The following is a 24,208-nucleotide window of genomic DNA, read 5'->3' as shown; positions in this document are numbered from 1 at the left end:
TCGTGCGAAGATGCAATGTATCAGGGCCGACTTAGGAGACTATGCATGGATGACGTCGCCGAACAGATCGAAATCACGGTTGATGGGCGTACGGTATGGGCACGCCCCGGCCAGCTGCTGCCCGAGGCGTTGGATGGCACCGGCATCTATCTGCCACATGTCTGCTATCACCCCAGCCTGGGCCCGCTGCAAACCTGCGATACCTGTTTTGTAGAGATCGACGGCAATCTTGTGCGCGGTTGCAGCGTGGCGGTAAAACCCGGCCTTGAGGTCACGATCGAAAGCGATACCGCGCATGCAGCGCGTCACGAAGGCATCGACCGCATCGCCTCCAATCACGATCTGTACTGCTCGGTGTGCGACAACAACAACGGCAACTGTGAAGTGCACAACACCGTGCGCGACATGGAAGTGCCGGGTCAGCACTACGAATTTCGCGGCAAGCCCTACGAAAAGGACTACTCGAACCCGTTCTATATCTACGATCCGGACCAGTGCATCCTGTGCGGCCGCTGTGTCGAGGCCTGCCAGAACCTGCAGGTCAACGAAACGCTGTCGATCGACTGGAGCCGCGACCGCCCGCGCGTGATCTGGGACGACGATATCCCGATCGAAGATTCCTCCTGTGTCTCCTGCGGGCACTGCGTGACGGTCTGCCCCTGCAACGCGCTCTTGGAAAAAACCATGATCGGCAATGTCGGGCCGATGACCGCGCTGTCGCCACAGGCGCGTGGGCGTTACCAGCAGCTGGGCCGCTCGGCGATCGAACTGGTCAAGGCGGCTGAGCACACCACGGGCTTTGGGCCGATCTTTGCCGTCTCGGAAGTCGACGCGGCGATGCGCGAAACCGAGCTCAAACGCACCAAGACCGTGTGCACCTACTGCGGTGTGGGCTGTTCGTTCGAGATGTGGACGCGCGGGCGCGAACTGCTCAAGGTGCAGCCGCAGCCGGAAGCACCGGCCAACGGCATTTCAACCTGTATCAAGGGCAAGTTCGGCTGGGGCCATATCAACAGCGAACATCGCCTGACCAAGCCGCTGATCCGTGAAAACGGCGCCTTCCGCGAAGCCGAATGGGAGGAAGCCTATGCGCTGATCGCACGTCGTTTCAACGAAATCCGCGAGGCCAATGGGCCGGACGCTCTGGCCTATATCGCCTCCTCGAAATGCACGAACGAGGAAGGCTATCTGATGCAGAAGTTCGCGCGCGCGGTGATGGGCACGAATAATATCGACAACTGCTCGCGCTACTGCCAGGCGCCCGCGACCGAGAGCCTCTGGCGTACCGTCGGCTACGGCGCGGACACCGGCTCGATTGCCGATCTGGCTGCCTCGGAACTGTTGATCATCGTGGGTTCGAACACGGCTGAAAGCCATCCGGTGATCGCGACCCGGCTCAAGCGCGCCAAGAAGCTGCACGGCCAGAAGCATATCGTCGCCGACCTGCGTAAGAACGAAATGGCGCAGCGTGCCGATATGTTCGTCAAACCCGAGCCGGGTACGGACATGATCTGGCTGAATGCGGTGGCCAAGCGCATCGTCGAATTGGGGCGTGCCGACGACGCCTTCATCGAAAAGTCTGTCGAAGAATACGACGACTACGTCAAAAGCCTCGAGCCGTTCACGATGGAATTCGCCCAGCAGCGCTGTGGCCTGAGCCAGGACGAGCTGGATCGTATTGTCGACATGGTGCTCGAAGCCAAGACCATCTGCGGCATCTGGGCCATGGGCGTGACCCAGCACACCATGGGGTCGGACACCGCCACCGCGCTGTGCAACCTGTTGCTGCTCACCGGCAACATGGGCGGCTTCGCTACCGGCGGTTACCCGATGCGCGGCCATAACAATGTGCAGGGCGCGAGCGACTTCGGCTGCATGCCAGGGCGTTTCCCCGGCTACGATTTCGTGACCGACGACACCGTGCGCGCCCGCTACGAGCAGGCCTGGGGTGTGGAACTCACCACACGTAAGGGGTTGAACAACCACGAGATGGTCACCCATATGCACGACGGTGACCTGAAAGCGCTCTATGTGGCCGGTGAAGACATGGGCATTGTCGATTCCGATGCGCTGCATGTGCAGTCGGCTTTCGAGAAGCTCGAATTCATGGTCGTGCAGGACATGTTCTTCTCGCGCACCTGCGAGTTCGCCGATGTGGTCCTGCCGGCCAGCCCGTCGGTAGAGAAAGAAGGCACGTTCACCAACACCGAGCGCCGTATTCAGCGCCTGTACAAGGTCTTCGAGCCGCTGGGCGATTCCAAACCCGACTGGCTTATTCATACCGAGCTGGCGCGTGCGATGGGCGCGGACTGGAACTACAGCCACCCCAGCGAAATCATGCACGAGGCCGCCTCGATTGCCGATATGTTCGCGGGCGTCCACTACGATCGGCTCGAAGGCTTCAACTCACAGCAGTGGCCGGTCGCGGCCGATGGCACGAGCCAGGCCAATCTGTATTCGAACGGCCAGTTTCATTTCGAGAACGGGATGGCCCGTTTCCACCCGGTGCACTGGACCGAGCCGACCGACCAGCCCGATGACGAGTACGATCTGCACCTGAACAACGGTCGTTTGCTCGAGCACTTCCACGAAGGCAACCTCACCGACGAGACCGCCGGCATCGTGTTCAAGATTCCGGGCAGCTTTGTCGAAGTGTCACCCGAGCTCGCGGCCGAGCGCGGCGTAAAACCCGGCAGCATCGTACGGCTCGTGTCGCGTCGCGGCGCGATCAAGGCCAGCGTCGAAGTCACCGATCGCGTGGCGGGCAAGCAGATGTATATGCCCATGCACGGCAAGAAGAACATCGAAGCGATCAACGTGCTCACCAGCTTCGAGTCGGACAAGGACACCGACACGCCGGCCTACAAGGAGCTGGCGGTGAAGATGGAAATACTCAGCGTCGACGGGCATGCGCCGCTCAAGGCAAACAATCAGCGCAATGCCACGCCGAACCCGGTCTCGGGCGTACAGGTCAATGCCAAGTGGAAGCGCGAAGACTACAAGCGCCCGCCCAAGGCCCGGCCGACCGATAGCGGGCTCTGATCAGGGCCCCGCATTCGTCTTCGCATATCGATTTTTCAGGACTTCGCCATGGCAGAACAGATTCATTACCGGCCCGCCGAGGCCAAACAATACCGTCAGGACACACTGGCCGAGTTCGAGCGCCTGGAAGGGCGGGTCGCCGAAATCAACGGTCTGCTCGATGAGCTCTACGATTCCGGGCTGATTCGCTGGCTCAAGGATTTCGCCGGCGCGTTCCCGCAGATTTCGAGCATTGCCGTGGAGAGCATGAACACGCCGCAGGGCCATGCCGGCATGCGCAATCTGCTGGTGGTTGCCCAGCAGCTGGGCAAGATCGACCCCGACCAGCTGGAACGCACCTTTTCAGCCGTCAACGCCGGCATGACCGAGGCTGCCAAACCGGTCAGCGACGATACGCCCTACAACCCACCGGGCGTGACCGGCGTGTTCAAGCTGCTGCACGACAAGGAACTATGGGCCACGCTGTCGCCGCTGATCGCCGGCGCCAAGGCTTTTTCCGAGGCGCGTCGAGAGAACGCAAGCGAGAAGGCGAAAAAGGGCGACGACGCCGCCGATTAAGCCGCCGCGTTATGCGGTCGCGATCATCCCCAACGCGCTGAGAACGAACACGCCGGCGGTGATCGTGGCACTGGCGGCCAGCGTGGTCACGGCCACGATGTTGGCCGCCAGGCGGGCGTTGCCGCCCATGGCCTGCACCATGATGAAGCTGGCCGCCGCGGTCGGCGCGGCGAAATACAGAAACAGCAGGCCGAGCTCGCGCCCGTCGAAGCCGCACAGCCAGCCAATGAGCGTGGCCACGCCAGGAAAGACCACCATCTTGATAACAGACGCGGAAAACGCGATGCCGCGGGCTTCATAAAGCGCGCCCAGCGACAGCGTGCCGCCGATACAGATCAGCGCCAGCGGCAGGGTGAGACGGGCGAAATATTCGCCCGAGGTCATCACCCACTCGGGAATCGGCAGGCCAGCGGCGGCGACCGGTATAGCCACTAGCGTGCCGATGATCAGCGGGTTGGTGATGATGCCGCGGCTGATGCTGCGCCAGTCGGCTTTCTGGTCGGGCTGATACCAGGCCAGAATCACCACCGACAATACGTTGTAGAGCAGAATCACCAAACCGACCAGGATCCCGCCGGCGGACAGTCCGAAATCGCCGTACATGCTGGCCGCCAGCGCCAGGCCGACGATGCCGCAGTTGCCGCGAAACGCGCCCTGTACGTACACACCGCGCTCCACGGGTTCGACCCGCCAGATCGCCCATAGCCAGGCCAGACCGAAACACGCCAGCGTCGCTGCCGTGAAATACAGCATCAGCCCCGGCAGTAACGCTTGTGACAAATCCGCCTTGACGATGCTGATGAACACCAGTGTCGGCATGCTGCCCTTGAACACCAGGGTCGAGGCCGTGTTGATGAAGGCATCGTCGATCCAGCCGATGCGTTTCAAGCCAATGCCCAGAAAGACCATCGAGAACACCGGCAGGGTGACGTTGAGGGTCTGAACGAATACAGCGAAAAGATCCATGTCGAGATCGTGCACGGCTGGAGGTTTGAACGGTTGCATGCGCCGTGCCGGATTCGGCTGGACCACGCCGAGAGGGACTGCGCGCGTGCAGAATACACAGATTCTGCCGCGTTCGCGGTACGCCGTCTGCCCAAGGCGTGAGCGATCGGTTACCGTGGGCCAATGAGCGCCAACCCTGCCGATTCCGCCAGCGCCCGCGACACCGGTTGCGCGCGCGAGTCCGTGCGTATTCAGGCGTATATGCGCGACGGTTTCGCTGCGCGCGACGATACGCTCGCCGTGGAGCGTGCGCTCGAAATTCATGTCGCCGGGGCCGAGCCGCTGATCACCATGCGTACACCCGGCGCAGACGCCGAGCTCACGGCTGGCCTCATGCACGGCGAAGGCGTGATTCGCTCGCGCGACGATATCGTCTACCTGCGTGCCGCCCCGGGCGAGGCGGACGTCATCCGGCTCATGCTCAAGCCCGAAGCGCGGGCGCGGCTCGATCGCGTCGAGCGCAATACGCTGGCGACCAGCGCCTGTGGCGTCTGTGGCAAACCCAGTTTTTCGCCACCGACGCCGGGGGCGCGACAACCGACACAGGCCGAGCCCGGCCGAGTCGCGCCCGCGCTGTTGTTGTCGTTGCCGGACCGGCTACGCGCCGAACAGGGCGTGTTCGAATCCACCGGCGGAATCCACGCGGCAGGCTTGTTCGATTCGCAAGGCGAGCTGCTGTCGGTGCGTGAAGATGTGGGCCGCCACAACGCCCTGGACAAACTTATTGGTGCGGCGCTGCTCGCTGATCGGCTGCCACTGTCGGATTGCATCGTCATGCTGTCGGGCCGGGCCAGCTACGAGCTGCTGCAGAAAAGCGTGATGGCCGGTGTGCCGATCGTATGCGCGGTGTCGGCACCGAGCAGCTATGCAGTCACCTTGGCAGAACAGTTTGGGGTGACCCTGGTGGGGTTTCTGCGCGGCGATCGTTTCAACGTATATACCCACGCCGAGCGCGTTGCCGGCGCGACGTAATTCACTCACAGAGAACGCGCTGTTCGAAGATGCCACCATGGCCTAATTGCCACGCCTCGTGGGCGTCTGGTATTTCTGGTGTTTGGGCTGGCGTTCATTGGCCGGCCATGGAACAACGATTGAACAGGGGACGATATATGGCCACCAAAAGCGGTCTGTGGATAGCGGGCCTGGCCTGCATGAGTTTATTGCTGGCCGGCTGCGGCAACGGCGACGACGACGCTGGCCAGACCGATGCCAACAGCTCTACCGATAGCCAGTCCAGCGAGCCGGTGAGTCTGATCTTTGGCACCGGCGGCACATCCGGCAGCTATTACCCGATCGGCGGTGCGCTCAAACGCGTGTTCGAGGACAGCGATCAGGTGGCGCAGGTGCAGGTGGTCTCGACCGGCGCATCGGTACAGAACATCAACAACATCGAGGACGGCACCAACCAGCTGGCCATCGTGATGAGCGACGTCGCCTATGACGCCATCAACGGCCAGGGCCAGTTCGAGGGCCGCACCGCCGATATCAAGACCATTGCCGGGCTGTATCCGAATGTGGTGCAGGTCGTGGCCACCGCCAATAGCGGTATTCAGAGCGTTGCCGATATGAAAGGCAAGCGCATCGGCGTGGGCAAGGTCGGCTCCGGCGTCGAACAAAGCGCGCAGAAGGTTCTGGAAGCTGCCGGCATGAGCTATGACGATCTCGCCCGGGTGAGCCATACCGGCTATGCCGACAGCGTGACTGAAATGAGCAACGGCAATCTCGATGCCGCCTTCTTCACCTCCGGCGTGCCCAATTCGAGCATTACCGGGCTGATGCAGAACACCGACGTGACGTTCGTCAACGTCGACGGCGAGACCGCCGACAAGCTGCTCGAGAAGTATCCCTACTACGAAACCTATGACATCCCGGCCGGCGCGCGCGAGCGCTACGACCTCGATAACGCAGTGAATACGGTCGCAATCCGCAACCTGCTGATCGCACCCGCCTCGATGTCGGAAGAGGTCAGTCGCGATCTGGCCAAACGCTTCTACGATTATCTGGGTACCGACAAGGTATCGGTAGGCGCGCTCAAGCAGTTCGACCGTTCACGTATGGGCGACGATGTGGTCGTGCCGTTGGCAGCGGGCGCGCAGTCGTTCTACGACAGCCTGAACGGTAAATCCGACGCCGATGACAGCGACAACGGCCAGAGCGGCGACGCAGACGAAACGGGCGAGGATGACACCGAGGGGAGTGACAGCTAGCGCCACGGCCGGCTCGTGGCCCACTTTCGTGCAGGCTTTTACGGGGTCTGCGCGGTGCTCCTTATTGTGCTTGCCGGGTTGGTCGGCTGGCCGCGAACCTGGCTTGCAGTGCGCGACGCCGAGGGGCTGCGTTACGCGTTTGTGGTGCAGGGCGACAGCCGGTTTTCACTGGCCTGGATGCATTCGGTAGAAAAGGAGAACTGGGTCGAAACCTTTCGTATCGACGACGGATCGATCGTACTGGTATCAACCCGGTTCAAGACCTTCGGCGCCGGTGTGCCGGAGCGGGCCGGGCATCAAACGCGCCTGGAGAACGGCTGGGTGGTGATGGATGCCATCGAGCGGGTTGTGGACCCGCTGGCCGTTCAGGCCGCGAGCGCCGAGCATTACCGGATGCGTTATGGCGGTCGCTGGTTTGCTTTGTCGCAGAATGGCGAAGCGCCAATTATGAGTTTTGCCGTGCGCCAAGGCACGGTCATCGGGATGTGGGCCGGCATCGTCGGCGCATGGCGGGCCCCGGATACAGGAAAGCCATGAATCAAGCCAAGCAAGCACCCGACGCGGTCGAACCAGCCGTCGCCGACCCGGAAACACTGGAAAAATACGATCGCGAAAGCCGTGTGCGCCACGCGCTGCCCAAACGGGTGATGCAGTTCGTGATCGCGCTGAGCGTGCTGCTGGCGCTGTTTCATCTGTATACGTCGTTTTCCGGGCCGCTTGTCGACGTCGTCCAGCGCAGTATTCATCTGTACGTGCTGCTCGGGCTCACCTTCGTGCTTTACCCGTGGGCGATGCGCGGCGCGCGGGATCGCGTGGCTGTGGGCGATGTGATCCTGGCCGTAGCCGCCTTTGCGATCGGCATCTATATGGTTTTCTCGGCCGATCGGGTGATCGCCTCGGCGGGGCGTATCAATACGCTGGATATGATCGTGGGGTTGGCCGCGCTCGCGCTGGTCATCGATGCCGCCCGGCGGGTGACCGGCTGGGGGCTGCCGGGGCTGGCGATCGTGTTTCTGATCTATGGCTTCTACGCCAAGCTCTCGTTCTATCCGCAGCTCACCGAATCCATCGTGCTGGCGAGCACGCGCCAGATCGTGTCGCATCTGGTCTATATCACCGAAGGTCTGCTGGGCACGGCAATCGCCGTATCCGCGAGCTATATCATCCTGTTCATTCTGTTTGGCGCTTTTCTGGTCAAATCCGGGCTGGGGCGGCTGTTCAACGATCTCGCCCTGGCGCTGGCCGGGCCGAGCCGCGGTGGGCCGGCCAAGGTGGCCGTGGTCGCCAGTGGTTTTCTGGGCTCCATCAACGGGTCGGCGATTGCCAACGTGGTCACCACCGGCGCGTTCACTATTCCGCTGATGAAACGCACCGGCTATCGCGCCAATTTCGCCGGTGCGGTGGAAGCGGCGGCCAGTGTCGGCGGGCAGATTCTGCCGCCGATCATGGGCGCGGCCGCGTTCATCATGGCCGAGGTGTTGGCGGTGCCTTACACCCAGGTGATGCTCGCCGGCATCATCCCGGCGCTGCTGTTCTATCTGGGTATTCTGTTTCAGGTGCATCTCAGGGCCATGCGCAACGACCTGGAAGGTATCCCGCGCTCCGAGCTCACGCCACTTAAAAGCGTGCTGCTCGAACGCGGGCACCTTTTACTGCCCATGGTCGTGCTGCTGTGGCTGATCTTCGACGGCCGGGCGCCGTTCTTTGCTGCGTTCTGGTCGATTGCGGCGACGATTCTGATCTGTGGTACGCGCAATCTGGTGGTGGGTCTCGCGGCGGTGCTCGTCGCCCTCGTGTTCGAGCCCCAGATCTGGGCGTTGATCGAATCCCGACCATTGCCCGGCTTGCCGGCTTCGCGGCTATGGCTGTTCGCCATTATCGCCGTCCCGATGGCGATCAACGCCATCCGTAACCGACTCGGTCTGGAATCGGAAGTCATGAACCTGGTCGATTGTCGCGATGCGATGACCGAAGGCGTACGCAACTCGATCCCGGTGGCGATCGCCTGTGCGGCGGTGGGCATCGTCGTGGGGATTGCCACGCTCACCGGCATTGCTCTCGATGCCGCGGATGCCGTGGTGAATCTCGGTCAGGCGATTCCGTCGGAAATGCTGCGTCTACTGGTGACCCTGGCACTAACCATGGGCGCCTCGATCGTGCTCGGCATGGGCCTGCCCAGTATTCCCTGCTACATCATTACCTCAACGATGGCCGCGCCGATTCTGCTCAATCTGCCATTATTTCGGGAACTGGCCGGATCCAACGACACGGCGATCTTCGTCGCCCATATGTTCGTGTTCTATTTCGGTATCTTCGCCAATCTCACCCCGCCGGTCGCACTCGCAGCCTATGCCGGTGCCGGAATTTCCGGCGGCTCGCCGAATGCCACCGGCGTACAGGCAATGAAACTGGCGATCGCCGGCTTCGTGGTGCCGTACATGTTCGTGTTTGCCCACAGCATGCTCATGATCGATGCGACCTGGATGAATGTGGCGACGGTCGCGGTGACCGGCGTGGTGGGCGTGGGCCTGCTCGCCGTCGCGGTAGAGGGGTATCTGCGCCGCCCGTTGGCCGCGCCCTGGCGCGTGCTTGCGCTGATTGGCGCGCTCGCGCTCATTTATCCGGGTTGGATTAGCGACGGTCTCGGTGCGTTGATCGCGGTCGCGTTGTTCATGACCGGCGGCGTCGGCGGTACAAAGGGAAGAGATGCAGCACACTCGGCCTGAGCATGCGGCCAGGGCGGTCAAACAGCGGGCGCAGCACGCACGCCGGCCTGTTACGATTCGCCCGTTCATTTAAAACGACTGTAATCAAGCTATGACCAAGAACCTGACCGACTGGGAAACCCTGGAACGCGACGACACCCGTGGTTTTGAAACCATCGGCATCGAAAAAGAAAACGGCTGGGAGATCGAAGTGCGCTTCGACGACAATACCGAGTCCCGCACCACCGATCGCACGCCCAAGACCCGTGAAGAAGCGATCCAGACCGGGCGTGAACTGGCCAAGATGGGCTAGCGCGCTTTCGCCAAAAGCCCGGCCCTCGGCATGTCGGTCAGGGTCGGGCTTTTTTATGTCTGAAGATCGGCTCTCGCACACGGGCCGCGCTCGCATACATGGTCACCCACGGGGTGGCATTGGTAAAAATGCGGTATTGACTCGCGATCTGAAACGGAGGATTTTTAAAGTCTGTCATCGATGACAGTCGTCGGTGGCAGAAAAATTCATCCCGGAGGCGTCATGGCCACAGCTCTAGAACCTATCGAACACACCGACGACGGAAAGCCGGATGTCGTGCCCGAGCGTCGCGATCTGCACTTTCTGCCACCAGAGGACCGCATTCACGACTGGCACGTGCTTGGCGCCCACATGACCCAGTTCATGAACGCGTTGAGCCTGTTCTTTCCCGCCGGTGAGCGCATGTTCATCGATGCCGTGCGCGACTATCGCGAAGAAATTCCGGATCCGGACTTGAAGAAGGCCGCCACCGCTTTCATCGGCCAGGAAGCCATTCATAGCCGCGAGCACAAGGAATACAACGATCTCATGGAGCGCCAGGGGCTGCCGGCCGCCCAGCTCGATGCGTTCGTGTGGTCGTTTCTGGATTTCATCAAGAAGCGTACGCCGCGCTCCTTTCCGTTATCGGCCACGATTGCGCTGGAGCACTTCACCGCGCTCATGGGCAACTCGATTCTTGACTACCCGGAAACGATGGAGGGCTCACAGGAAGACTACAAACGCATGTGGCAATGGCATGCGCTCGAAGAGATCGAGCACAAGTCGGTGGCCTTCGACGTCTATGATCGGTGCATCGGCCGTGGCCCGCGTGCCTATGCGGAACGTGCGACCGGTATGGTCGTGGCGACAGCGATTTTCTGGCCCCTGGTCGCCTACTTCTATTATCGAATGAGTCGGGCCAGCGTCGAATGCAGGAAAGAGGGTTGGCGCGGGCATCTGAAAGTGTTCAACACGTTGTTTGGTTCTTCACCCGGCGTGCTGCGTCGTCAGATTCCCGAATGGGCGGCGTATTTCCGCTACGGCTTCCACCCCTGGCAGCAGAACAACAGCCACCACTTGAAGCTCATCGACGACCTGGTGGAAAAGACCGACGCGGCCTATGCGACCAAGCACTAGACCGCGAAACGGGTGGGTGCGGCCGTTCACGGCCTGCCCCTAGCGCGTCGTACGCCGTGTGGGCGCGCTGACGATGATTACGCCCGCGATGATGGCGACACCGCCGACGACGAAGTTCCAGGTCAGCGCTTCGCCCAGTAGCAGCGCCCCGAAAAGTACGCCGAACACGGGCGAAAGGAACGAGAACACACCCAGGCGCGACGCGAGATAGCGGCGCAGCAGGGCAAACCAGAGCAGCAGCACGCCGAAGGCGATACCGAAGGTTTGAAAGCTCATGCTCACCAGCACTGGCGCGGTGACACGAATGTCGCCGATATGGCCGAGCGCCGCGGCGAGCGCGAACAACGACACGCCGGCGATGACCAGCTGAAAAGACAGCGTCAGGGTCGGCCGCTGCTCGGATAGCGCGGTCGTGCGAATCACCACGGTCGTGGCCGCCCATCCCATGCCGGCCATCGTGCCCAGAATGTCGCCGATGATCAGCGAGGCCACATCCGGGCCGTCGGTAGCGCCGCCCGTGGGTGCCATGGCGAGCACGATGCCGCCGAAGGCGATGCCAATCCCGGTCCAGTGGCGCAGGCTCAATTGCTCGCCGGGCACGAGAAAATGTAGTCCAAGCGCGGCGAATACCGGTGCGGTGTAGAGAAACACCGACATATGCGATGCGGTGGTGTACTCGAGCCCGAGGGCAACGAAGCAGAATTCTGCCGTGAAGCCGATGCCCACGGCCACGCCCGGCCAGAACACTGCCCGGGCATCGGCGAGGCGCACGCCGCGGGCATAGGCGACGCCGATCACGAGTACCGCGGCGAGCAGCGAGCGAATCGCGATCTGGGCAATCGGCGCGATATCAACCGCGACCCACTTGATCGCAACCTGCTGCAACCCGAGCGCTAGGCAGAATACGAGCATGAGCAGGCTGCCCTGCATGTCGAGCGCGCGTCGGCTGGGCGCCGGTTGCGTGTTCGAGAGCTTGTTTGCGCCTGTACTCATCGGCTTGCCGGTGGGAAAACGAGGCGCCTAGGAGAGCATCGGCGAACAGTGCGCGCAAACCATTAAACTGGGCTGTCAGGCTCAGGAAAACTCAATTGCGATGATTGATCGACTGCCGTTGAACGCGCTGCGTGCCTTCGTGTTTGCTGCACGCCATGAAAGCTTCAAGGCCGCGGCACTCGATCTGCATGTCACCCCCGGCGCGGTCAGCCGCCACGTCAAGCAGCTGGAAACCCTGCTCGGCGCGGATCTGTTCGTGCGCCATGCCCAGGGCGTAAGTCTGACCGAACGCGGCGCGCGGCTGGCCGACGAGTCCGGCGAGGCGTTCTCACGGCTGGCGCGCAGCGTCGAAGCCGCACGCAAGACGAGCAGCGGCGGCGCCCAGCTCACCGTCAGCGCCTCGCCGTCGCTCATCCAGCACTGGCTTCTGCCACGGCTGGCCGATTTCGAATCCCGCCACCCGGATATCGCCCTGGCGCTGGAGGCCAGCGCCCAGCTGGTCGAGCCGGGCTGGCACGAGGATCGTGCCCAGCTCGCCATCCGCTACGGGCAGGGGCCGTGGACGGGCGTACGCAGCCAGCCGTTGATGCTGGAAACGCTGTTCCCCGTCTGTGCGCCCTCGCTGCTGGCGCACGGGCCGGCACTCGACACGCCGGCCGATCTGGCCGGCCACACGTTGCTGCATGTGAAGTGGCTGTCGAACCAGGCCGAGCTGTTCCCGGGCTGGCGCGAATGGCTGCAGGCCGCCGGTGCCCACGAGGTGACCATCGACGTACATCGGCGCTATTCGTTGTTCGGCCTGGCACTGGATCAGGCCATCGCCGGGCACGGTGTGGCGCTCGCAACCAGTGTGCTGGCGGCCGACCGGCTCGCCAGCGGTGTGCTCGTCGCGCCGTTCGGTACGCGCCATGTGATGGATTCGCCGTTTTCCTACGATTTGATCATGCCAGCTGGCGGTGATGTGCCTGCTGCGGCCAGCGCGTTCGCGCACTGGTTGATCGATCAGGCCGCGCGCTTTCGCCGCGATTCGTCATAGCACGAATCTTGCAGCGCCGATTCGGGGCCGTCAGTACGTAGTATGGATGCGCGCGGCGCGACCGGGGTTTCCGATCGGGCGCCGGATCAGGTCTAATGCGCGCGTTCGCCCGCGAAACCGTCTTCGAAGAAGGAAGCTGCCCATGGACGAGAACGTTACCGTCATCAATCATCCGCTGATCGCGCACAAGCTCACGCTGATGCGGCGCAAGAACTCGTCCACGCAGAAATTTCGTAGCCTGCTGCGTGAAGTCGCCCACCTGCTCACCTACGAAATTACCCGCGATCTCGAGCTCACCACCGAGGTGATCGAAACGCCGATGCAGGAGATGGAAGCGCCCACGCTGGCCGGTAAGAAGCTGTGCTTTGTGTCGATCCTGCGTGCCGGTAACGGTCTGCTGGAAGGTATGGTGGAACTCATGCCCTCAGCGCGCGTCGGCCATATCGGCATGTTCCGCGACCCGGAATCGCTGGAAGCGGTCGAGTACTACTGCAAGGTGCCGCAGGATATCGGCGAGCGCCGTGTAATCGTGGTCGACCCGATGCTGGCCACCGGCAACTCGGCCATCGCCTCGATCACGCATCTAAAAAAGCAGGGCGCGCAGAACATGAAGTTCCTGTGCCTGCTGGCCGCACCCGAAGGCGTGGCGGCCCTGCGCGAAGCTCATCCGGACGTGCCGATCTTCACGGCGGCCATCGACGAGCGGCTCGACGACCACGGCTATATCCGGCCGGGCCTGGGCGATGCCGGCGACCGGATGTACGGCACGAAATAACGCACGGTAGCGGCGCGCTGCCGCAGATGCGCGCGATTGGGCCGATGAGCAAGGGGCGGGGTCATGTCGGTAGAGCCAGAACAAAGCGATAGCGCGGCGAGCGCGTATCGATTCCGTGCACGCGACGGCCTGCTCGGTGCACAGATGCTGTTCGTGGCTTTTGGCTCGCTGGTGCTGGTGCCGCTGCTTACCGGGCTCGACCCGAACGTGGCGCTGTTCACGGCCGGGCTCGGTACGCTGGTCTTTCAGATCGTCACGCGCGGTCGTGTGCCGGTATTTCTGGCCTCGTCCTTCGCTTTCATCGCGCCGATCATCTACGGCGTGGAGACCTGGGGTATACCGGGCACGCTGTGCGGGCTCATGGCGGCTGGCGGCGTATACATGCTGTTGTCGCTATTCATCCGGCTGCGCGGCGTGGGCGTGATCACGCGCTTGTTGCCGACGATTGTGACCGGGCCGGTGATCATGGTCATTGGACTGGTGCTCGCGCCGGTGGCGGTCAATCTGGCCATGGGCCTCGATGGCAACGGCAATACCGAGCTGGTCGATCCTTCCGCCGCGATGATCGTCTCGTTCGTGTCGCTGGCGGTGACGGTGGCGGTATCGCTGTTCGCGCGCGGCTTTCTCTCGCTGGTGCCCATTCTGTGTGGCGTGGTCGCCGGTTATCTGGTGAGCCTGCCGTTCGGGCTGGTGGATTTCGCCCCGATCGCGGCCGCGCCCTGGTTTGCGATGCCGAATTTTGTGGCCCCGGAATGGAACTGGCAGGCGGTGCTGTTCATGGTGCCGGTGGCCATCGCGCCGGCGATCGAGCATTTTGGCGATATCGTGGCCATTCGGTCGGTCACCGGGCGCGATTATCTCAAAGACCCCGGCATCGATCGCACCATGCTCGGCGACGGCCTGGCCACGTCGTTGGCGGCCGCCCTCGGCGGGCCGCCCAATACGACCTATTCCGAAGTGACCGGCGCTGTCACGCTAACCAAGGCATACAACCCGGCCCTGATGACCTGGGCTGCGGGTTTCGCCATCGTATTCGCCTTCGTCGGCAAGCTCGGCGCGCTGCTGGCGAGTATTCCGACGCCGGTTATGGGTGGCATCATCGTCCTGCTATTCGGCGCGATTATTGTCGTGGGCATGAACAGCCTGGCCAAATCCGGTGAAGAACTCACCGAGCCGCGCAATTTGTCGATCGTTGGCATCATTCTGGTCACCGGCGTGGGTGGTTTGAGCTTCTCGGCGGGCGAATTCGCGCTCGAAGGCATCGCCCTGGCCGGTGTGCTGGGTGTACTGCTTAATCTGGTCTTGCCCTGGGGGCGGATGGGGCGTTGATGTTGACAGCGTGTAATGTCACGTTATCTACTGCCGTGTCGGATTGGCACGGAAATGCATCATGCCCCAGGCCCCAGAACGTGAACGCACCGCGATCGCCCATGACGTGATCGTCATCGGTGCCGGTTTTTCCGGCATCAATGCCGGTATTCGTCTCAAGCAGGAAGGCATCGAGGATTTCGTGATTCTCGAGCGTGCCGCCGATGTGGGCGGCACCTGGCGCGACAATACCTATCCCGGCTGTGCCTGTGATGTGCCGTCGCATCTGTACTCCTACTCGTTCGAACAGAACCCGGACTGGTCGACCACCTATTCGGGTTCGGCCGAGATCCATGCCTATATCCAGCGCTGTGCCGAGAAATACGGCCTGCAGGCCCACCTGCACTTCGGTGTGGGCATTGCGAAGGCCGAGTTCGACAACGCGCGTGGCGTCTGGCATCTCACCAGCGAAGACGGGACGCGCTACACCGCTCGCGCCGTGATTTCGGCGGTGGGCGGTCTCGTGGAGCCATCCACGCCGAATTTTGCCGGCATGGACGATTTCGCCGGCGACATCATGCATACCGCGCGCTGGAACCACGATATATCGCTGGCCGGCAAGAAGGTGGCGATTATCGGCACCGGCGCCAGCGCTATTCAGGTGATCCCGTCGATCGCCCCGGATGTCGAACGCCTGACCGTCATTCAGCGTAGCGCGCCTTATGTGCTGCCCAAGCTCGACAAGGCGCTGCCGGAGCTGATGAAGGCCACGTTCCGGCGGTTGCCGTTCGCCCAGACCGCGTTTCGGCGCGCAATCCTCGCCATCACCGAAGGCCTGGTCGGCCCGGCGGTCATTCTGGATTCGCCCCTGGCGACGGGCATGAAAAAACTCGCGCTATGGAATATGCGCTCGGCGGTGAAGGATCCGGTTTTGCGCGACAAACTCACGCCGGACTACGAAATTGGCTGCAAGCGGGTGCTGTTTGCCAGCAACTATTATCCGGCGTTCACGCGCGACAACGTCGATCTCGAGACTGCCGGCGTCGAGCGCTTTACCGAGAACGGCCTGCGGCTGAGCGACGGGCGTGAGATCGAGGCCGACGTGATCGTTACCGCCACCGGTTTCAAGATCAATATCGCCAGCCCGCCGTTCCCGATCATCGGCGAAAACGGCGTATCGCTGGCCGATATCTGGCGCGGGCCGGGCGGCAAGGCTTACAAGGGCGTGGCTACGGCCGGCGTGCCGAACTGGTTTTTCATGCTCGGGCCGAATACCGGCCCGGGCCATACGTCGGTGCTTATTTATACCGAAGCGCAGGCGCGCTATATCACCGAAGCGATCTCGACGCTTCTCGAACGCGACCTGACCGCGATTGCGGTCAAGCCCAAGGTCATGCGCCGCTATCACGAACGGCTGCAGAACCGCATGCGCTATACCTCCTGGACCTCGGGCTGCCAGAGCTGGTATCTCGACGAACACGGCGAGAACCATACGCTGTTTCCCGGGCTGGCCACGGAATACGCGCTGTCGATGCGCCGTTTCAAGCTCCGCGAATACGATCGCGTGGGCTAAGCGCTAACCCGCGCCGCTTACCGAGGGTGGCGGATTACGATAGCGCATGAAGATCAGCACGCCCACGAGCACGCCTGCGCCGCCGATATAGTGGCTGATCTGAGGCAGCGTGCCGAAGATCAGCCAGGCCAGCGCGGAGGCGCCGATCGGCTCGCAGAGCACGACCACGGAAATCACGGTCGCACTCACCCAGCGCATGCTCCAGTTGAACACCGAGTGGCCGAGCAGGGTAGGGAATATCGCCAGCCCCACGAACACGGCCCAGTCGCTATGGGCATAGCCGCCCAGGGGCACGTCCAGCGTCAGGCAGTAGGCGAACAGCACCACGGCCGCGGCCGAATAGATCAGGAAGGTGTAGGCGTTGAGCGACAGGTGCTGGCGGGCACGAAACCCCACGAAGAAATAACCGGTGGCCAGCGCCGCGCCGAGCAGGGCCAGCGCATCGCCAAACAGGGCCATACCGGACACGGCGATATCGCCCCAGCCGATGATCATGGCGCCGGCGATCGACAGGGCCGCACCGAGAAACGCCTTGAAGCGCAGACGCTCGCCGAACATGACATAGGCCAGCACGAACGCGAACAGCGGCTGCAGGGTGGTGAGCGTGACCGCACTGGCCACGGTGGTGTAGTCCAGCGATGTGAACCAGCTCAGAAAATGAAAGCCCAGCAGTACACCGGCCGCGATACAGCGCAGCAGATCGCTGCGCCGCATGGCCGCCAGCTCGGCGCGATGGCGCCAGGCCACAACGGGCAGCAGCATGAGCGCCGAGAAGAGCATGCGATAAGCGGCGACAGCTGGTGCCGGCGCATCGGCGAGTTTGACCAGCGGCGCCGAGGACGACACGCCCAGCACGGCAACGAACAGTGCGAACGGGATTGTCCAGCGTGATTGTTCGGAGGCGGGTTTCTCGGCCATTGCGGTGAGCCAACGGTTGCCTGAAACGACAAAGCCCGCTGGATGGCGGGCTTCGTGATGCGCTAGGTCGATCGCCGCCCGCGCGGGCGGCAACGAGTCTATTTCACGACGTCGGCAATCGCGTTGCAGACATACTCGAGATTGGCGCTGTTCAAACCGGCCACGTTGGCACGGCCCGACTTCACCATATAGATGCTGTGCTCGTCGCGCAGTTTCTCCACGTGCGCCGGCGTGAGCCCGGTGAACGAGAACATGCCGCGCTGTTCGGCGACATGGGCAAAGCGCTGGTCGAGACCATGCGGGGCGAGGCCTTTCACGAAATCGTTGCGCAGGCCGTTGATGCGCCCGCGCATTTCGTCGAGTTCCTCGCGCCACATCGTGGTCAGCTCGTCGGAGTTGAAGATGGTGGCTACGATGGCGCTGCCATGACCGGGCGGGTTGGAATAGTTCTCACGCGCGGTGATCGCCAGCTGCGAGCGTACGTCGGCCATGTCGTCGGCGTCCTTGGCCACGGCAATGAAGCAGCCGGTGCGCTCGCGATAAATGCCGAAGTTCTTCGAACAGGACTGGGTGATGAGCATTTCGTCGAGCGTGTTCGCCAGTAGGCGCACGCCGTAGGCGTCTTCATCCATGCCATCGCCGAAGCCCTGATAGGCAAAGTCGACCAGCGGCAGCAGCTCGCGCTCCTGCAGAACGGCCAGCACCTGTTGCCACTGGTCCTGCGACAGGTCGAAGCCGGTGGGGTTGTGGCAGCAGGCATGCAGCAGCACCACGTCGCCCTGCGGGATCTGCTTGAGGGCGGCGAGCATGCCGTCGAAATCGAGCCGGTTGTCGGCGTCGACATAGGGATATTTTTCGATATTCAGACCGGCCGCGCCGAACACGCCCAGATGGTTCGGCCAGGTCGGGTCGGACAGCCAGATCGACTTGCCCGGCAGATTGGTCTTGATGAAACCCGCGGCCAGACGCAGGGCGCCGGTACCGCCGGGCGACTGGGTCGCGCTCGCGCGATTGGCGGCCAGCACGTCGCTTTCGGCGCCGAACACGGTCTTGAGAATGTCCGCGCCGTATTCCGGATCGCCGTGCGAGCCGATATAGGCCTTCGTTTTCTCATTATCGATGAGCAGCTTTTCGGCTTCCTTGACCGCGCGCATGATCGGCGTGGTGCCCTGCTCGTCGCGATAGACGCCGACACCCAGGTCGACTTTGTTCGGGTTTTTGTCGCTCTTGAAGGCCTCGATCAGCCCAAGAATGGCATCGCCAGGCACTCGCTCAATCGATTCGAACATCGTTTTCCTCGTGTTTCGCTGCGCGACACAAAACGCGCGCGCGGGTTGCGGCCCGTAGTTTAACGTCTCGGCCGGCTGCTGCCGAATGCGCCTGCGAACACTGTGGCTCTGGGACGTGATCTGCTTAAGCGGTGGGTCACGATCTGACCCACTGGCTGGGTCAAGCTCGTCAGATGTCCGATACGGCTTATCTCGACGATCTCAACGACGCCCAGCGCGAGGCCGTGACCCACGGTGTGCGTGTCGATGGGCGTTTCGATTCCGACCCGCTGCTGGTGATCGCCGGCGCAGGCAGTGGCAAGACCCAGGCGCTGTCGCACCGGGCGGCGCATCTGATCCTGTCTGGCGTGGATCCGCGGCGTATTCTTTTGCTGACGTTCTCGCGCCGTGCCGCCGACGAAATGACACGGCGTGCGCATGCCGTGGTCGAGGCCGCATTCGCCGCGCGCGGGCGTAAAGGCGCCGGTTTGAAGCTGCCGTGGGCCGGGACGTTTCATGCCATCGGCGCCCGGCTGTTGCGCGAAGAGGCCGGCGCGCTGGGTCTGGACGAACAGTTTTCGATACTCGATCGTGGCGACGCCGCCGATCTGCTCGATGTTTGTCGCCAGCGTCTCGATCTGGGGGCGGGCAAGACGCGGTTCCCGCGCAAGGACACCTGCCTGGGCATCTATTCGCAGGTGGTCAATCGCCAGGCCACGCTCGCGGATGTGCTGGCTACGCGCTATCCCTGGTGCGTGGATCACCACGACGGGCTCAAAGCCCTGTTCGCGGCCTATACCGAACGCAAGCTCGCACAGGCCACGCTCGACTACGACGATCTGCTGCTCTACTGGGCGATGATGATGGGCCACGACGGCCTGGCTGAATCCGTGGCCGCGCGCTTCGACCACGTGCTTGTCGACGAATACCAGGATACGAACATCCTCCAGGCGGCGATTTTGAAGCGCCTGTGCCCGGACGGCCGCGGGCTGTGCGTGGTGGGTGACGATGCCCAGGCAATCTATGGCTTTCGCGCCGCCGAGGTCGCCAATATTCTCGGCTTTGCCAACGATTACCCGGGGTGTATGACCGTACGCCTGGAGCGTAACTATCGCTCCACCGGTGCGATTCTCGATGCATCCAATGCGTTGATTGGCGAGGCCAGCGCGGGCTATCACAAGACCCTGTACAGCCATCGCGGGGCCGGCATGAAGCCGCGTCATGTCACCGTGCGTGATAGCGTGGATGAAGCCCGTTATGTGGTCGATCGGGTGCTCGAATGGCGGGAAACCGGGGTCGCACTCACACAACAGGCCGTGCTGTTTCGTAATTCGCACCACGCCAACGATGTGGAAGTGGAGCTGATCCGGCGCGATATTCCGTTTCGCAAGTACGGTGGGCTGAAGTTTCTTGAAGCCGCGCATGTGAAGGATCTGCTCGCGCTGCTGCGCCTCGCCGAAAACCCGCGCGACGAGATCGCTGCCTATCGGGTATTCCAGCTCGTGCCGGGCGTGGGCCCTGGCACCGCCCGCCAAGCGTTCGAGCATGTGCAATCGCATAACGACTCGCTCGCGGCCCTGGCCGGCTTTCGCCTGCCGCGCGGCGATCGTGGCGTATGGCAGGCGCTGGCGGGCCAGCTTGCCGACGCGGTGCATGCCGACTGGCCGGGCGGCGTCGAACCGCTGGCCGCCTGGTACAAGCGCACCCTAGACGAACGCTTCGAGCCCCCGACCACGGCCCGGGCGGGCGATATCGACGATCTGGTGCGTATGGCCGGCCAACATGCCGATCGAGCCACGTTTCTGACCGATCTCACGCTCGATCCGCCGTCGGCGACCGGGGATCACAACGACGATGCCCACCTCGACGAGGATTATCTGGTGCTATCGACCGTGCACAGCGCGAAAGGGCGGGAGTTCGACAGCGTCTATCTGTTGCACGTGGCGGACGGCACCTTTCCGAACGAGTACTCGACATCCAGCGATGCGGCGCTCGATGAAGAACGCCGGTTGATGTATGTCGCTTTCACGCGGGCCAAGAACACGCTGGAGATCGTGTCGCCGCTGCGCTACTACGTCACCGAACAGCATCGCCACGGCGATCGCCATGTCTATGGCGCGACCAGTCGCTTTCTCACCCCGCGCGTCATGCGGTATTTCGAAGCGGTCACCGATGGCGGTGTCGAAGCGCGCGCCGCATCGACACCGCATAGCCCGAGCCCGCCGCAGATAGATATCGCCGCGGGCGCACGGGCGCTGTGGCAGTAAGCGTGGCTAGACGCCGATATCCTCGTTCCACAGATCCGGGCGGTCGCGCATGAAATCGACCATCAACTGGCGACAGCCGGCATCGCCGAGTACCTCGACGTCGACGCCGCGTTCGGCCAGCAGGGTTTCTTCGCCCATGAAGCTTTCGTTTTCGCCGATCACCACGCGCGGAATGCCGTAGAGCAGAATCGCGCCGGTACACATGGCACAGGGCGAGAGCGTGGTGTAGAGCGTGACGTCCTTGTAGAACGCGCCGGGGCGGCGCCCGGTAGCTTCAAGCGCGTCCATTTCGGCATGCAGGATGGCGCTATCGCGCTGTACGCGGCGGTTGTGGCCGACGCCGACCACTTCGCCATCGCGTACCAGTACGCAGCCGATAGGCACGCCGCCTTCATCCAGGCCGAGCTGGGCCTGGGCCAGTGCCTGGGCCATGTAATCGCTGTGGTTCATACAAAAGATCCGCAAAAGCGAGAGTTTAGGCGTTCAAACGTTGGCAGGCGAGTCGCCCGGTCTGGTTGCGCCGCCCGCGCGCGCATGGGTAAAACTGCGAATAGGCAGCACAGGCGCGACAGGCTAAAAATCAGGTAACACGCGAGGAGTCGACATGGCCAGACAAGACACGCTTGCCCGCTATCGTGATCGCCGCGATTCTTCGCGCAGCCCCGAGCCCGCGGGCACGGCCGCCGCTGGCCAGCGCGGCGATACGCCGATCTTCGTGATTCAGAAGCACGATGCTTCGACGCTGCATTATGATTTCCGCCTCGAGATCGACGGCGTGCTGAAATCGTGGGCGGTACCGAAAGGGCCCTCCACCGACCCACGCGAAAAACGCCTCGCTGTGGAGACCGAGGATCACCCGCTCGACTATGCCGACTTCGAAGGCACGATCCCGGACGATCAATACGGCGGTGGCACCGTTCTGGTGTGGGATACCGGCGCCTTTGAAAACGCCAAGCGCGACGACGAGGGCCGTATCGTAAAAAGCCTGGCCGATTGTTTCGAAGACGGTCATCTCACTGTGGTGCTGCACGGCGAAAAACTCAGCGGCGGCTATTCATTGACCCACTTTCGCAGTGAGAACGGCAAGCGCCAGTGGTTGCTCGTGAAAATGGACGACGACCAGGCGGATGCGCGTCGCAAGCCGGTGAACAGCGAGCCTGGCTCGGTACTCAGCGACCGCACTATCGACGACATCGCCGCGCAGGCGCAGTCGAACGACGATGGCTGACTGGCGCGACGAACTGCCCGAGCACGTGCTCGACAGCGCGCGTCGGCTTGCCATGCCGCGTCATTTCGAACCGATGCTGGCAACGTTGTCCGACACGCCGTTTTCGCACGACGAATGGATCTTCGAACGCAAGCTCGATGGTATCCGTCTTTTGGTATTTCGCGACGGCGATCATGTCGAACTGCTCACCCGCAACGGCAAGTCGCGCACCGACCATTTTCCGGAGCTGGTGGCGTGCTTTGCCGCGCAGCCGCATCGGCGCTTCGTGCTCGACGGAGAGGTTGTTGCCTTCGACGGCAAAGTCACGAGCTTTTCGCGGCTGCAACAGCGTTCCGGTATCAGCGACCCGGACGCGGCGCGCGCAAGCGATGTTGCGGTCTATTTCTATGCGTTCGACTGCCCGTGGCTGGACGGTCTCGACCTGCGCCGTGTCGCCCTGCGCGATCGCAAGCAGTTGCTGCGCAGCCAGTTCGACTTCGGCAAGGCGCTGCGCTACACCGCCCATCGCAACGCCAGCGGCGAAGATTATCTGGCCGAAGCACGCGCCAAGGGCTGGGAAGGGATTGTCGCCAAACAGGCCGACAGCCCGTATCGGCGCGGTCGTTCCAAGCGCTGGCTTAAGCTCAAGTGCAGCCACGGCCAGGAATTGGTCATCGGCGGCTTCACCAATCCACAGGGCAGCCGCAGCGGGCTGGGGGCGTTGCTGGTCGGCTACTACGACGAGGATGAAGCGCTGCGCTACGCGGGCCGTGTCGGTACCGGTTTCGATGAAAACGAACTGCGCCGGCTGCGCAGCGCACTCGACAGAATCGAGCGTAAGACGTCGCCTTTTATCGATCCGCCTGCCGATCAGGCCGGCGTGCACTGGGTTACGCCCGAGCGCGTCGCGGAATTCGCCTTCACCGAATGGACCGACGACGGCCGCTTGCGTCATCCCAGCTATCTCGGCGAGCGTGACGACAAGGACGCACGCGAAGTCGTGCGCGAACAACCCGAAAATGCGCCATGAGTATCGAAATCGATAACGCCGACAAGGTGTTTTTCCCCGATGCGGGTTACACGAAAGGCGATCTCGCCGATTACTACCAGCGTATCTCGGCCGAGATGTTGCGCCATATCGAGAACCGGCCGTTGACGCTGCATCGTTTCCCAGACGGTATCGCGGGGGTGAATTTCATCCAGAAAAGCGTTCAGGATCACTATCCGGACTGGATAAAGCGGGTGACCGTCGACAAGGAAGACGGCGAGATCACCCACGCCCTTGCGGGCGATGCCGACACGCTAGCCTGGTTGGTCGATCAGGGCACGATCGCATTCCATGTCTGGCTGTCCCGCGCCGACAAGCCGCACTATCCGGACCGGCTGATCTTCGATCTGGATCCGCCGGGCGACGACTTCGATCTCGTGGTGAAGGCGGCGCGTTGCGTGCGCGAGCGTCTCGACGGGCTCGGGCTACAGGCGTTCGTGATGACGACCGGTTCCTCTGGCCTGCATGTCGTGGTCCCGCTGGATCGCAGCGCCGATTTCGACACGGTGCGGGATTTCGCTGAGCGTGTGGCTGAGCAACTTGCCGACGAACACCCGGATAATTTCACCACCGCCCACCGCAAGGACAAACGTCACGGGCGGCTGTATCTTGATATTCGGCGCAATGCCTATGCCCAGACCGGCATCGCGCCGTATTCGCTACGCGCCAAACCCGGCGCGCCGATCGCCACGCCGCTGGACTGGGACGAGCTGAGCGACGCCGAAATCGGGCCACAGCGGTTTCATCTGGGGAATATCTTTCGTCGACTTGGCCAGCGGGATTGTCCCTGGGCGGAGATCGACCGGCATCGGCAGAGTTTGTCGGCGGCTATTCGTCAGTTCGACGACTGAGCAAGAACTCGAACGGTT

Annotated in this window: 21 protein-coding genes; 16 read left to right on the top strand and 5 right to left on the bottom strand. The window is 62.7% G+C overall.

The features are described from left to right. Positions 1 to 45: 45 nt before the first annotated feature. Together fdhF and SSPSH_RS09205 are read left to right on the top strand one after the other, a co-directional pair. Positions 46 to 3,042: a formate dehydrogenase subunit alpha gene (gene fdhF, locus SSPSH_RS09210; protein WP_006912701.1), complete on the top strand. Its 2,997-nt coding sequence runs from the start codon at positions 46 to 48 to the stop codon at positions 3,040 to 3,042. A gap of 48 nt (positions 3,043 to 3,090) precedes the next feature. Continuing rightward, positions 3,091 to 3,600 carry a helical membrane plugin domain-containing protein gene (locus tag SSPSH_RS09205; protein WP_006912700.1) on the top strand — a complete coding sequence of 170 codons (510 nt, stop codon included), beginning with the start codon at positions 3,091 to 3,093 and terminating at the stop codon, positions 3,598 to 3,600. 9 nt (positions 3,601 to 3,609) lie between these two features. Here SSPSH_RS09205 and SSPSH_RS09200 read toward each other — a convergent pair whose 3' ends face one another. Then, positions 3,610 to 4,566 carry an AEC family transporter gene (locus tag SSPSH_RS09200; protein WP_006912699.1) on the bottom strand — a complete coding sequence of 319 codons (957 nt, stop codon included), beginning with the start codon at positions 4,564 to 4,566 and terminating at the stop codon, positions 3,610 to 3,612. 162 nt (positions 4,567 to 4,728) lie between these two features. Here SSPSH_RS09200 and fdhD point away from each other — a divergent pair, with 162 nt between their 5' ends. From fdhD to SSPSH_RS09170, 6 genes are all read left to right on the top strand, one after another. Then, complete coding sequence (gene fdhD, locus SSPSH_RS09195; protein ID WP_006912698.1) at positions 4,729 to 5,577, top strand: formate dehydrogenase accessory sulfurtransferase FdhD; 849 nt, start codon at positions 4,729 to 4,731, stop codon at positions 5,575 to 5,577. Positions 5,578 to 5,714: 137 nt separating this feature from the next. Continuing rightward, positions 5,715 to 6,812 carry a TAXI family TRAP transporter solute-binding subunit gene (locus tag SSPSH_RS09190; RefSeq protein WP_006912697.1) on the top strand — a complete coding sequence of 366 codons (1,098 nt, stop codon included), beginning with the start codon at positions 5,715 to 5,717 and terminating at the stop codon, positions 6,810 to 6,812. A 108-nt stretch (positions 6,813 to 6,920) separates the two neighbouring features. Further along, complete coding sequence (locus tag SSPSH_RS09185; RefSeq protein ID WP_202962148.1) at positions 6,921 to 7,349, top strand: DUF1850 domain-containing protein; 429 nt, start codon at positions 6,921 to 6,923, stop codon at positions 7,347 to 7,349. Then, the gene (locus SSPSH_RS09180; RefSeq protein ID WP_006912695.1) at positions 7,346 to 9,538 is read left to right on the top strand and encodes a TRAP transporter permease; all 2,193 of its coding nucleotides are present in this window, start codon (positions 7,346 to 7,348) and stop codon (positions 9,536 to 9,538) included. Before SSPSH_RS09185 ends, SSPSH_RS09180 begins: the two co-directional genes overlap by 4 nt. Before the next feature lie 91 nt (positions 9,539 to 9,629). Then, the gene (locus tag SSPSH_RS09175) at positions 9,630 to 9,830 is read left to right on the top strand and encodes a hypothetical protein (protein ID WP_006912694.1); all 201 of its coding nucleotides are present in this window, start codon (positions 9,630 to 9,632) and stop codon (positions 9,828 to 9,830) included. A 222-nt stretch (positions 9,831 to 10,052) separates the two neighbouring features. After that, entirely contained in the window at positions 10,053 to 10,946 is an 894-nt protein-coding gene (locus SSPSH_RS09170) for a metal-dependent hydrolase (protein WP_021031627.1), read from the top strand. A 39-nt stretch (positions 10,947 to 10,985) separates the two neighbouring features. Here SSPSH_RS09170 and SSPSH_RS09165 read toward each other — a convergent pair whose 3' ends face one another. After that, a complete protein-coding gene (locus SSPSH_RS09165; RefSeq protein WP_006912691.1) occupies positions 10,986 to 11,939 on the bottom strand; it encodes a DMT family transporter in 954 nt (317 codons plus the stop codon). Positions 11,940 to 12,039: 100 nt separating this feature from the next. Between SSPSH_RS09165 and SSPSH_RS09160 the strand changes: the two genes are divergently transcribed. The 4 genes from SSPSH_RS09160 to SSPSH_RS09145 all read left to right on the top strand — a co-directional run bounded on the left by SSPSH_RS09160 (position 12,040) and on the right by SSPSH_RS09145 (position 16,631). Continuing rightward, positions 12,040 to 12,975, top strand: coding sequence for a LysR substrate-binding domain-containing protein (locus SSPSH_RS09160; RefSeq protein ID WP_006912690.1), 936 nt, complete (start codon positions 12,040 to 12,042; stop codon positions 12,973 to 12,975). Positions 12,976 to 13,117: 142 nt separating this feature from the next. Then, positions 13,118 to 13,750, top strand: a complete 633-nt coding sequence (upp, locus tag SSPSH_RS09155) for a uracil phosphoribosyltransferase (RefSeq protein ID WP_006912689.1) — start codon at positions 13,118 to 13,120, stop codon at positions 13,748 to 13,750. 63 nt (positions 13,751 to 13,813) lie between these two features. Further along, complete coding sequence (locus tag SSPSH_RS09150; protein WP_006912687.1) at positions 13,814 to 15,079, top strand: uracil-xanthine permease family protein; 1,266 nt, start codon at positions 13,814 to 13,816, stop codon at positions 15,077 to 15,079. Positions 15,080 to 15,140: 61 nt separating this feature from the next. Further along, complete coding sequence (locus SSPSH_RS09145; protein WP_006912686.1) at positions 15,141 to 16,631, top strand: flavin-containing monooxygenase; 1,491 nt, start codon at positions 15,141 to 15,143, stop codon at positions 16,629 to 16,631. Between the two features lie 3 nt (positions 16,632 to 16,634). Here SSPSH_RS09145 and SSPSH_RS09140 read toward each other — a convergent pair whose 3' ends face one another. Together SSPSH_RS09140 and SSPSH_RS09135 are read right to left on the bottom strand one after the other, a co-directional pair. Beyond that, positions 16,635 to 17,549, bottom strand: a complete 915-nt coding sequence (locus tag SSPSH_RS09140; protein WP_006912685.1) for a DMT family transporter — start codon at positions 17,547 to 17,549, stop codon at positions 16,635 to 16,637. A gap of 98 nt (positions 17,550 to 17,647) precedes the next feature. After that, positions 17,648 to 18,838 (bottom strand): amino acid aminotransferase, encoded by a 1,191-nt coding sequence (locus SSPSH_RS09135; RefSeq protein WP_006912684.1) that lies wholly within the window; start codon positions 18,836 to 18,838, stop codon positions 17,648 to 17,650. Between the two features lie 131 nt (positions 18,839 to 18,969). Between SSPSH_RS09135 and SSPSH_RS09130 the strand changes: the two genes are divergently transcribed. After that, a complete protein-coding gene (locus tag SSPSH_RS09130; protein WP_202962147.1) occupies positions 18,970 to 21,084 on the top strand; it encodes an ATP-dependent helicase in 2,115 nt (704 codons plus the stop codon). Positions 21,085 to 21,090: 6 nt separating this feature from the next. Here the strand turns inward: SSPSH_RS09130 and SSPSH_RS09125 are convergent, their stop codons facing one another. Next, the gene (locus SSPSH_RS09125) at positions 21,091 to 21,534 is read right to left on the bottom strand and encodes a nucleoside deaminase (RefSeq protein ID WP_006912682.1); all 444 of its coding nucleotides are present in this window, start codon (positions 21,532 to 21,534) and stop codon (positions 21,091 to 21,093) included. A 154-nt stretch (positions 21,535 to 21,688) separates the two neighbouring features. Between SSPSH_RS09125 and SSPSH_RS09120 the strand changes: the two genes are divergently transcribed. Genes SSPSH_RS09120 through ligD (SSPSH_RS09110) form a run of 3 tightly spaced genes read left to right on the top strand, consistent with a single transcriptional unit; the run spans position 21,689 to position 24,190 of the window. Further along, a complete protein-coding gene (locus SSPSH_RS09120; protein ID WP_006912681.1) occupies positions 21,689 to 22,312 on the top strand; it encodes a DNA polymerase ligase N-terminal domain-containing protein in 624 nt (207 codons plus the stop codon). Next, a complete protein-coding gene (gene ligD, locus SSPSH_RS09115) occupies positions 22,305 to 23,321 on the top strand; it encodes a non-homologous end-joining DNA ligase (protein WP_006912680.1) in 1,017 nt (338 codons plus the stop codon). The genes SSPSH_RS09120 and ligD (SSPSH_RS09115) overlap by 8 nt, the downstream gene beginning before the upstream one ends. After that, positions 23,318 to 24,190 (top strand): non-homologous end-joining DNA ligase, encoded by an 873-nt coding sequence (gene ligD / locus SSPSH_RS09110; RefSeq protein WP_006912679.1) that lies wholly within the window; start codon positions 23,318 to 23,320, stop codon positions 24,188 to 24,190. Before ligD (SSPSH_RS09115) ends, ligD (SSPSH_RS09110) begins: the two co-directional genes overlap by 4 nt. The last annotated feature ends 18 nt before the right edge of the window (positions 24,191 to 24,208 follow it).

This window comes from Salinisphaera shabanensis E1L3A, assembly GCF_000215955.2.
GTDB lineage: Bacteria > Pseudomonadota > Gammaproteobacteria > Nevskiales > Salinisphaeraceae > Salinisphaera > Salinisphaera shabanensis.
Note: the sequence above shows the minus strand (reverse complement) of the source record. Positions and strands in the feature narration are given on the sequence as shown.

Bases quoted from the DNA above. Each gene is read 5' to 3' on its own strand.
- SSPSH_RS09145 (WP_006912686.1), top strand. From the start codon at position 15,141: ATGCCCCAGGCCCCAGAACGTGAACGCACCGCGATCGCCCATGACGTG.
- SSPSH_RS09200 (WP_006912699.1), bottom strand. From the start codon at position 4,566: ATGGATCTTTTCGCTGTATTCGTTCAGACCCTCAACGTCACCCTGCCG.
- ligD (WP_006912679.1), top strand. From the start codon at position 23,318: ATGAGTATCGAAATCGATAACGCCGACAAGGTGTTTTTCCCCGATGCG.
- upp (WP_006912689.1), top strand. From the start codon at position 13,118: ATGGACGAGAACGTTACCGTCATCAATCATCCGCTGATCGCGCACAAG.
- SSPSH_RS09135 (WP_006912684.1), bottom strand. From the start codon at position 18,838: ATGTTCGAATCGATTGAGCGAGTGCCTGGCGATGCCATTCTTGGGCTG.
- SSPSH_RS09165 (WP_006912691.1), bottom strand. From the start codon at position 11,939: ATGAGTACAGGCGCAAACAAGCTCTCGAACACGCAACCGGCGCCCAGC.
- SSPSH_RS09140 (WP_006912685.1), bottom strand. From the start codon at position 17,549: ATGGCCGAGAAACCCGCCTCCGAACAATCACGCTGGACAATCCCGTTC.
- SSPSH_RS09120 (WP_006912681.1), top strand. From the start codon at position 21,689: ATGGCCAGACAAGACACGCTTGCCCGCTATCGTGATCGCCGCGATTCT.
- SSPSH_RS09125 (WP_006912682.1), bottom strand. From the start codon at position 21,534: ATGAACCACAGCGATTACATGGCCCAGGCACTGGCCCAGGCCCAGCTC.
- SSPSH_RS09170 (WP_021031627.1), top strand. From the start codon at position 10,053: ATGGCCACAGCTCTAGAACCTATCGAACACACCGACGACGGAAAGCCG.
- SSPSH_RS09190 (WP_006912697.1), top strand. From the start codon at position 5,715: ATGGCCACCAAAAGCGGTCTGTGGATAGCGGGCCTGGCCTGCATGAGT.
- fdhF (WP_006912701.1), top strand. From the start codon at position 46: ATGGATGACGTCGCCGAACAGATCGAAATCACGGTTGATGGGCGTACG.
- SSPSH_RS09150 (WP_006912687.1), top strand. From the start codon at position 13,814: ATGTCGGTAGAGCCAGAACAAAGCGATAGCGCGGCGAGCGCGTATCGA.
- SSPSH_RS09205 (WP_006912700.1), top strand. From the start codon at position 3,091: ATGGCAGAACAGATTCATTACCGGCCCGCCGAGGCCAAACAATACCGT.
- ligD (WP_006912680.1), top strand. From the start codon at position 22,305: ATGGCTGACTGGCGCGACGAACTGCCCGAGCACGTGCTCGACAGCGCG.
- SSPSH_RS09180 (WP_006912695.1), top strand. From the start codon at position 7,346: ATGAATCAAGCCAAGCAAGCACCCGACGCGGTCGAACCAGCCGTCGCC.
- SSPSH_RS09175 (WP_006912694.1), top strand. From the start codon at position 9,630: ATGACCAAGAACCTGACCGACTGGGAAACCCTGGAACGCGACGACACC.
- fdhD (WP_006912698.1), top strand. From the start codon at position 4,729: ATGAGCGCCAACCCTGCCGATTCCGCCAGCGCCCGCGACACCGGTTGC.
- SSPSH_RS09160 (WP_006912690.1), top strand. From the start codon at position 12,040: ATGATTGATCGACTGCCGTTGAACGCGCTGCGTGCCTTCGTGTTTGCT.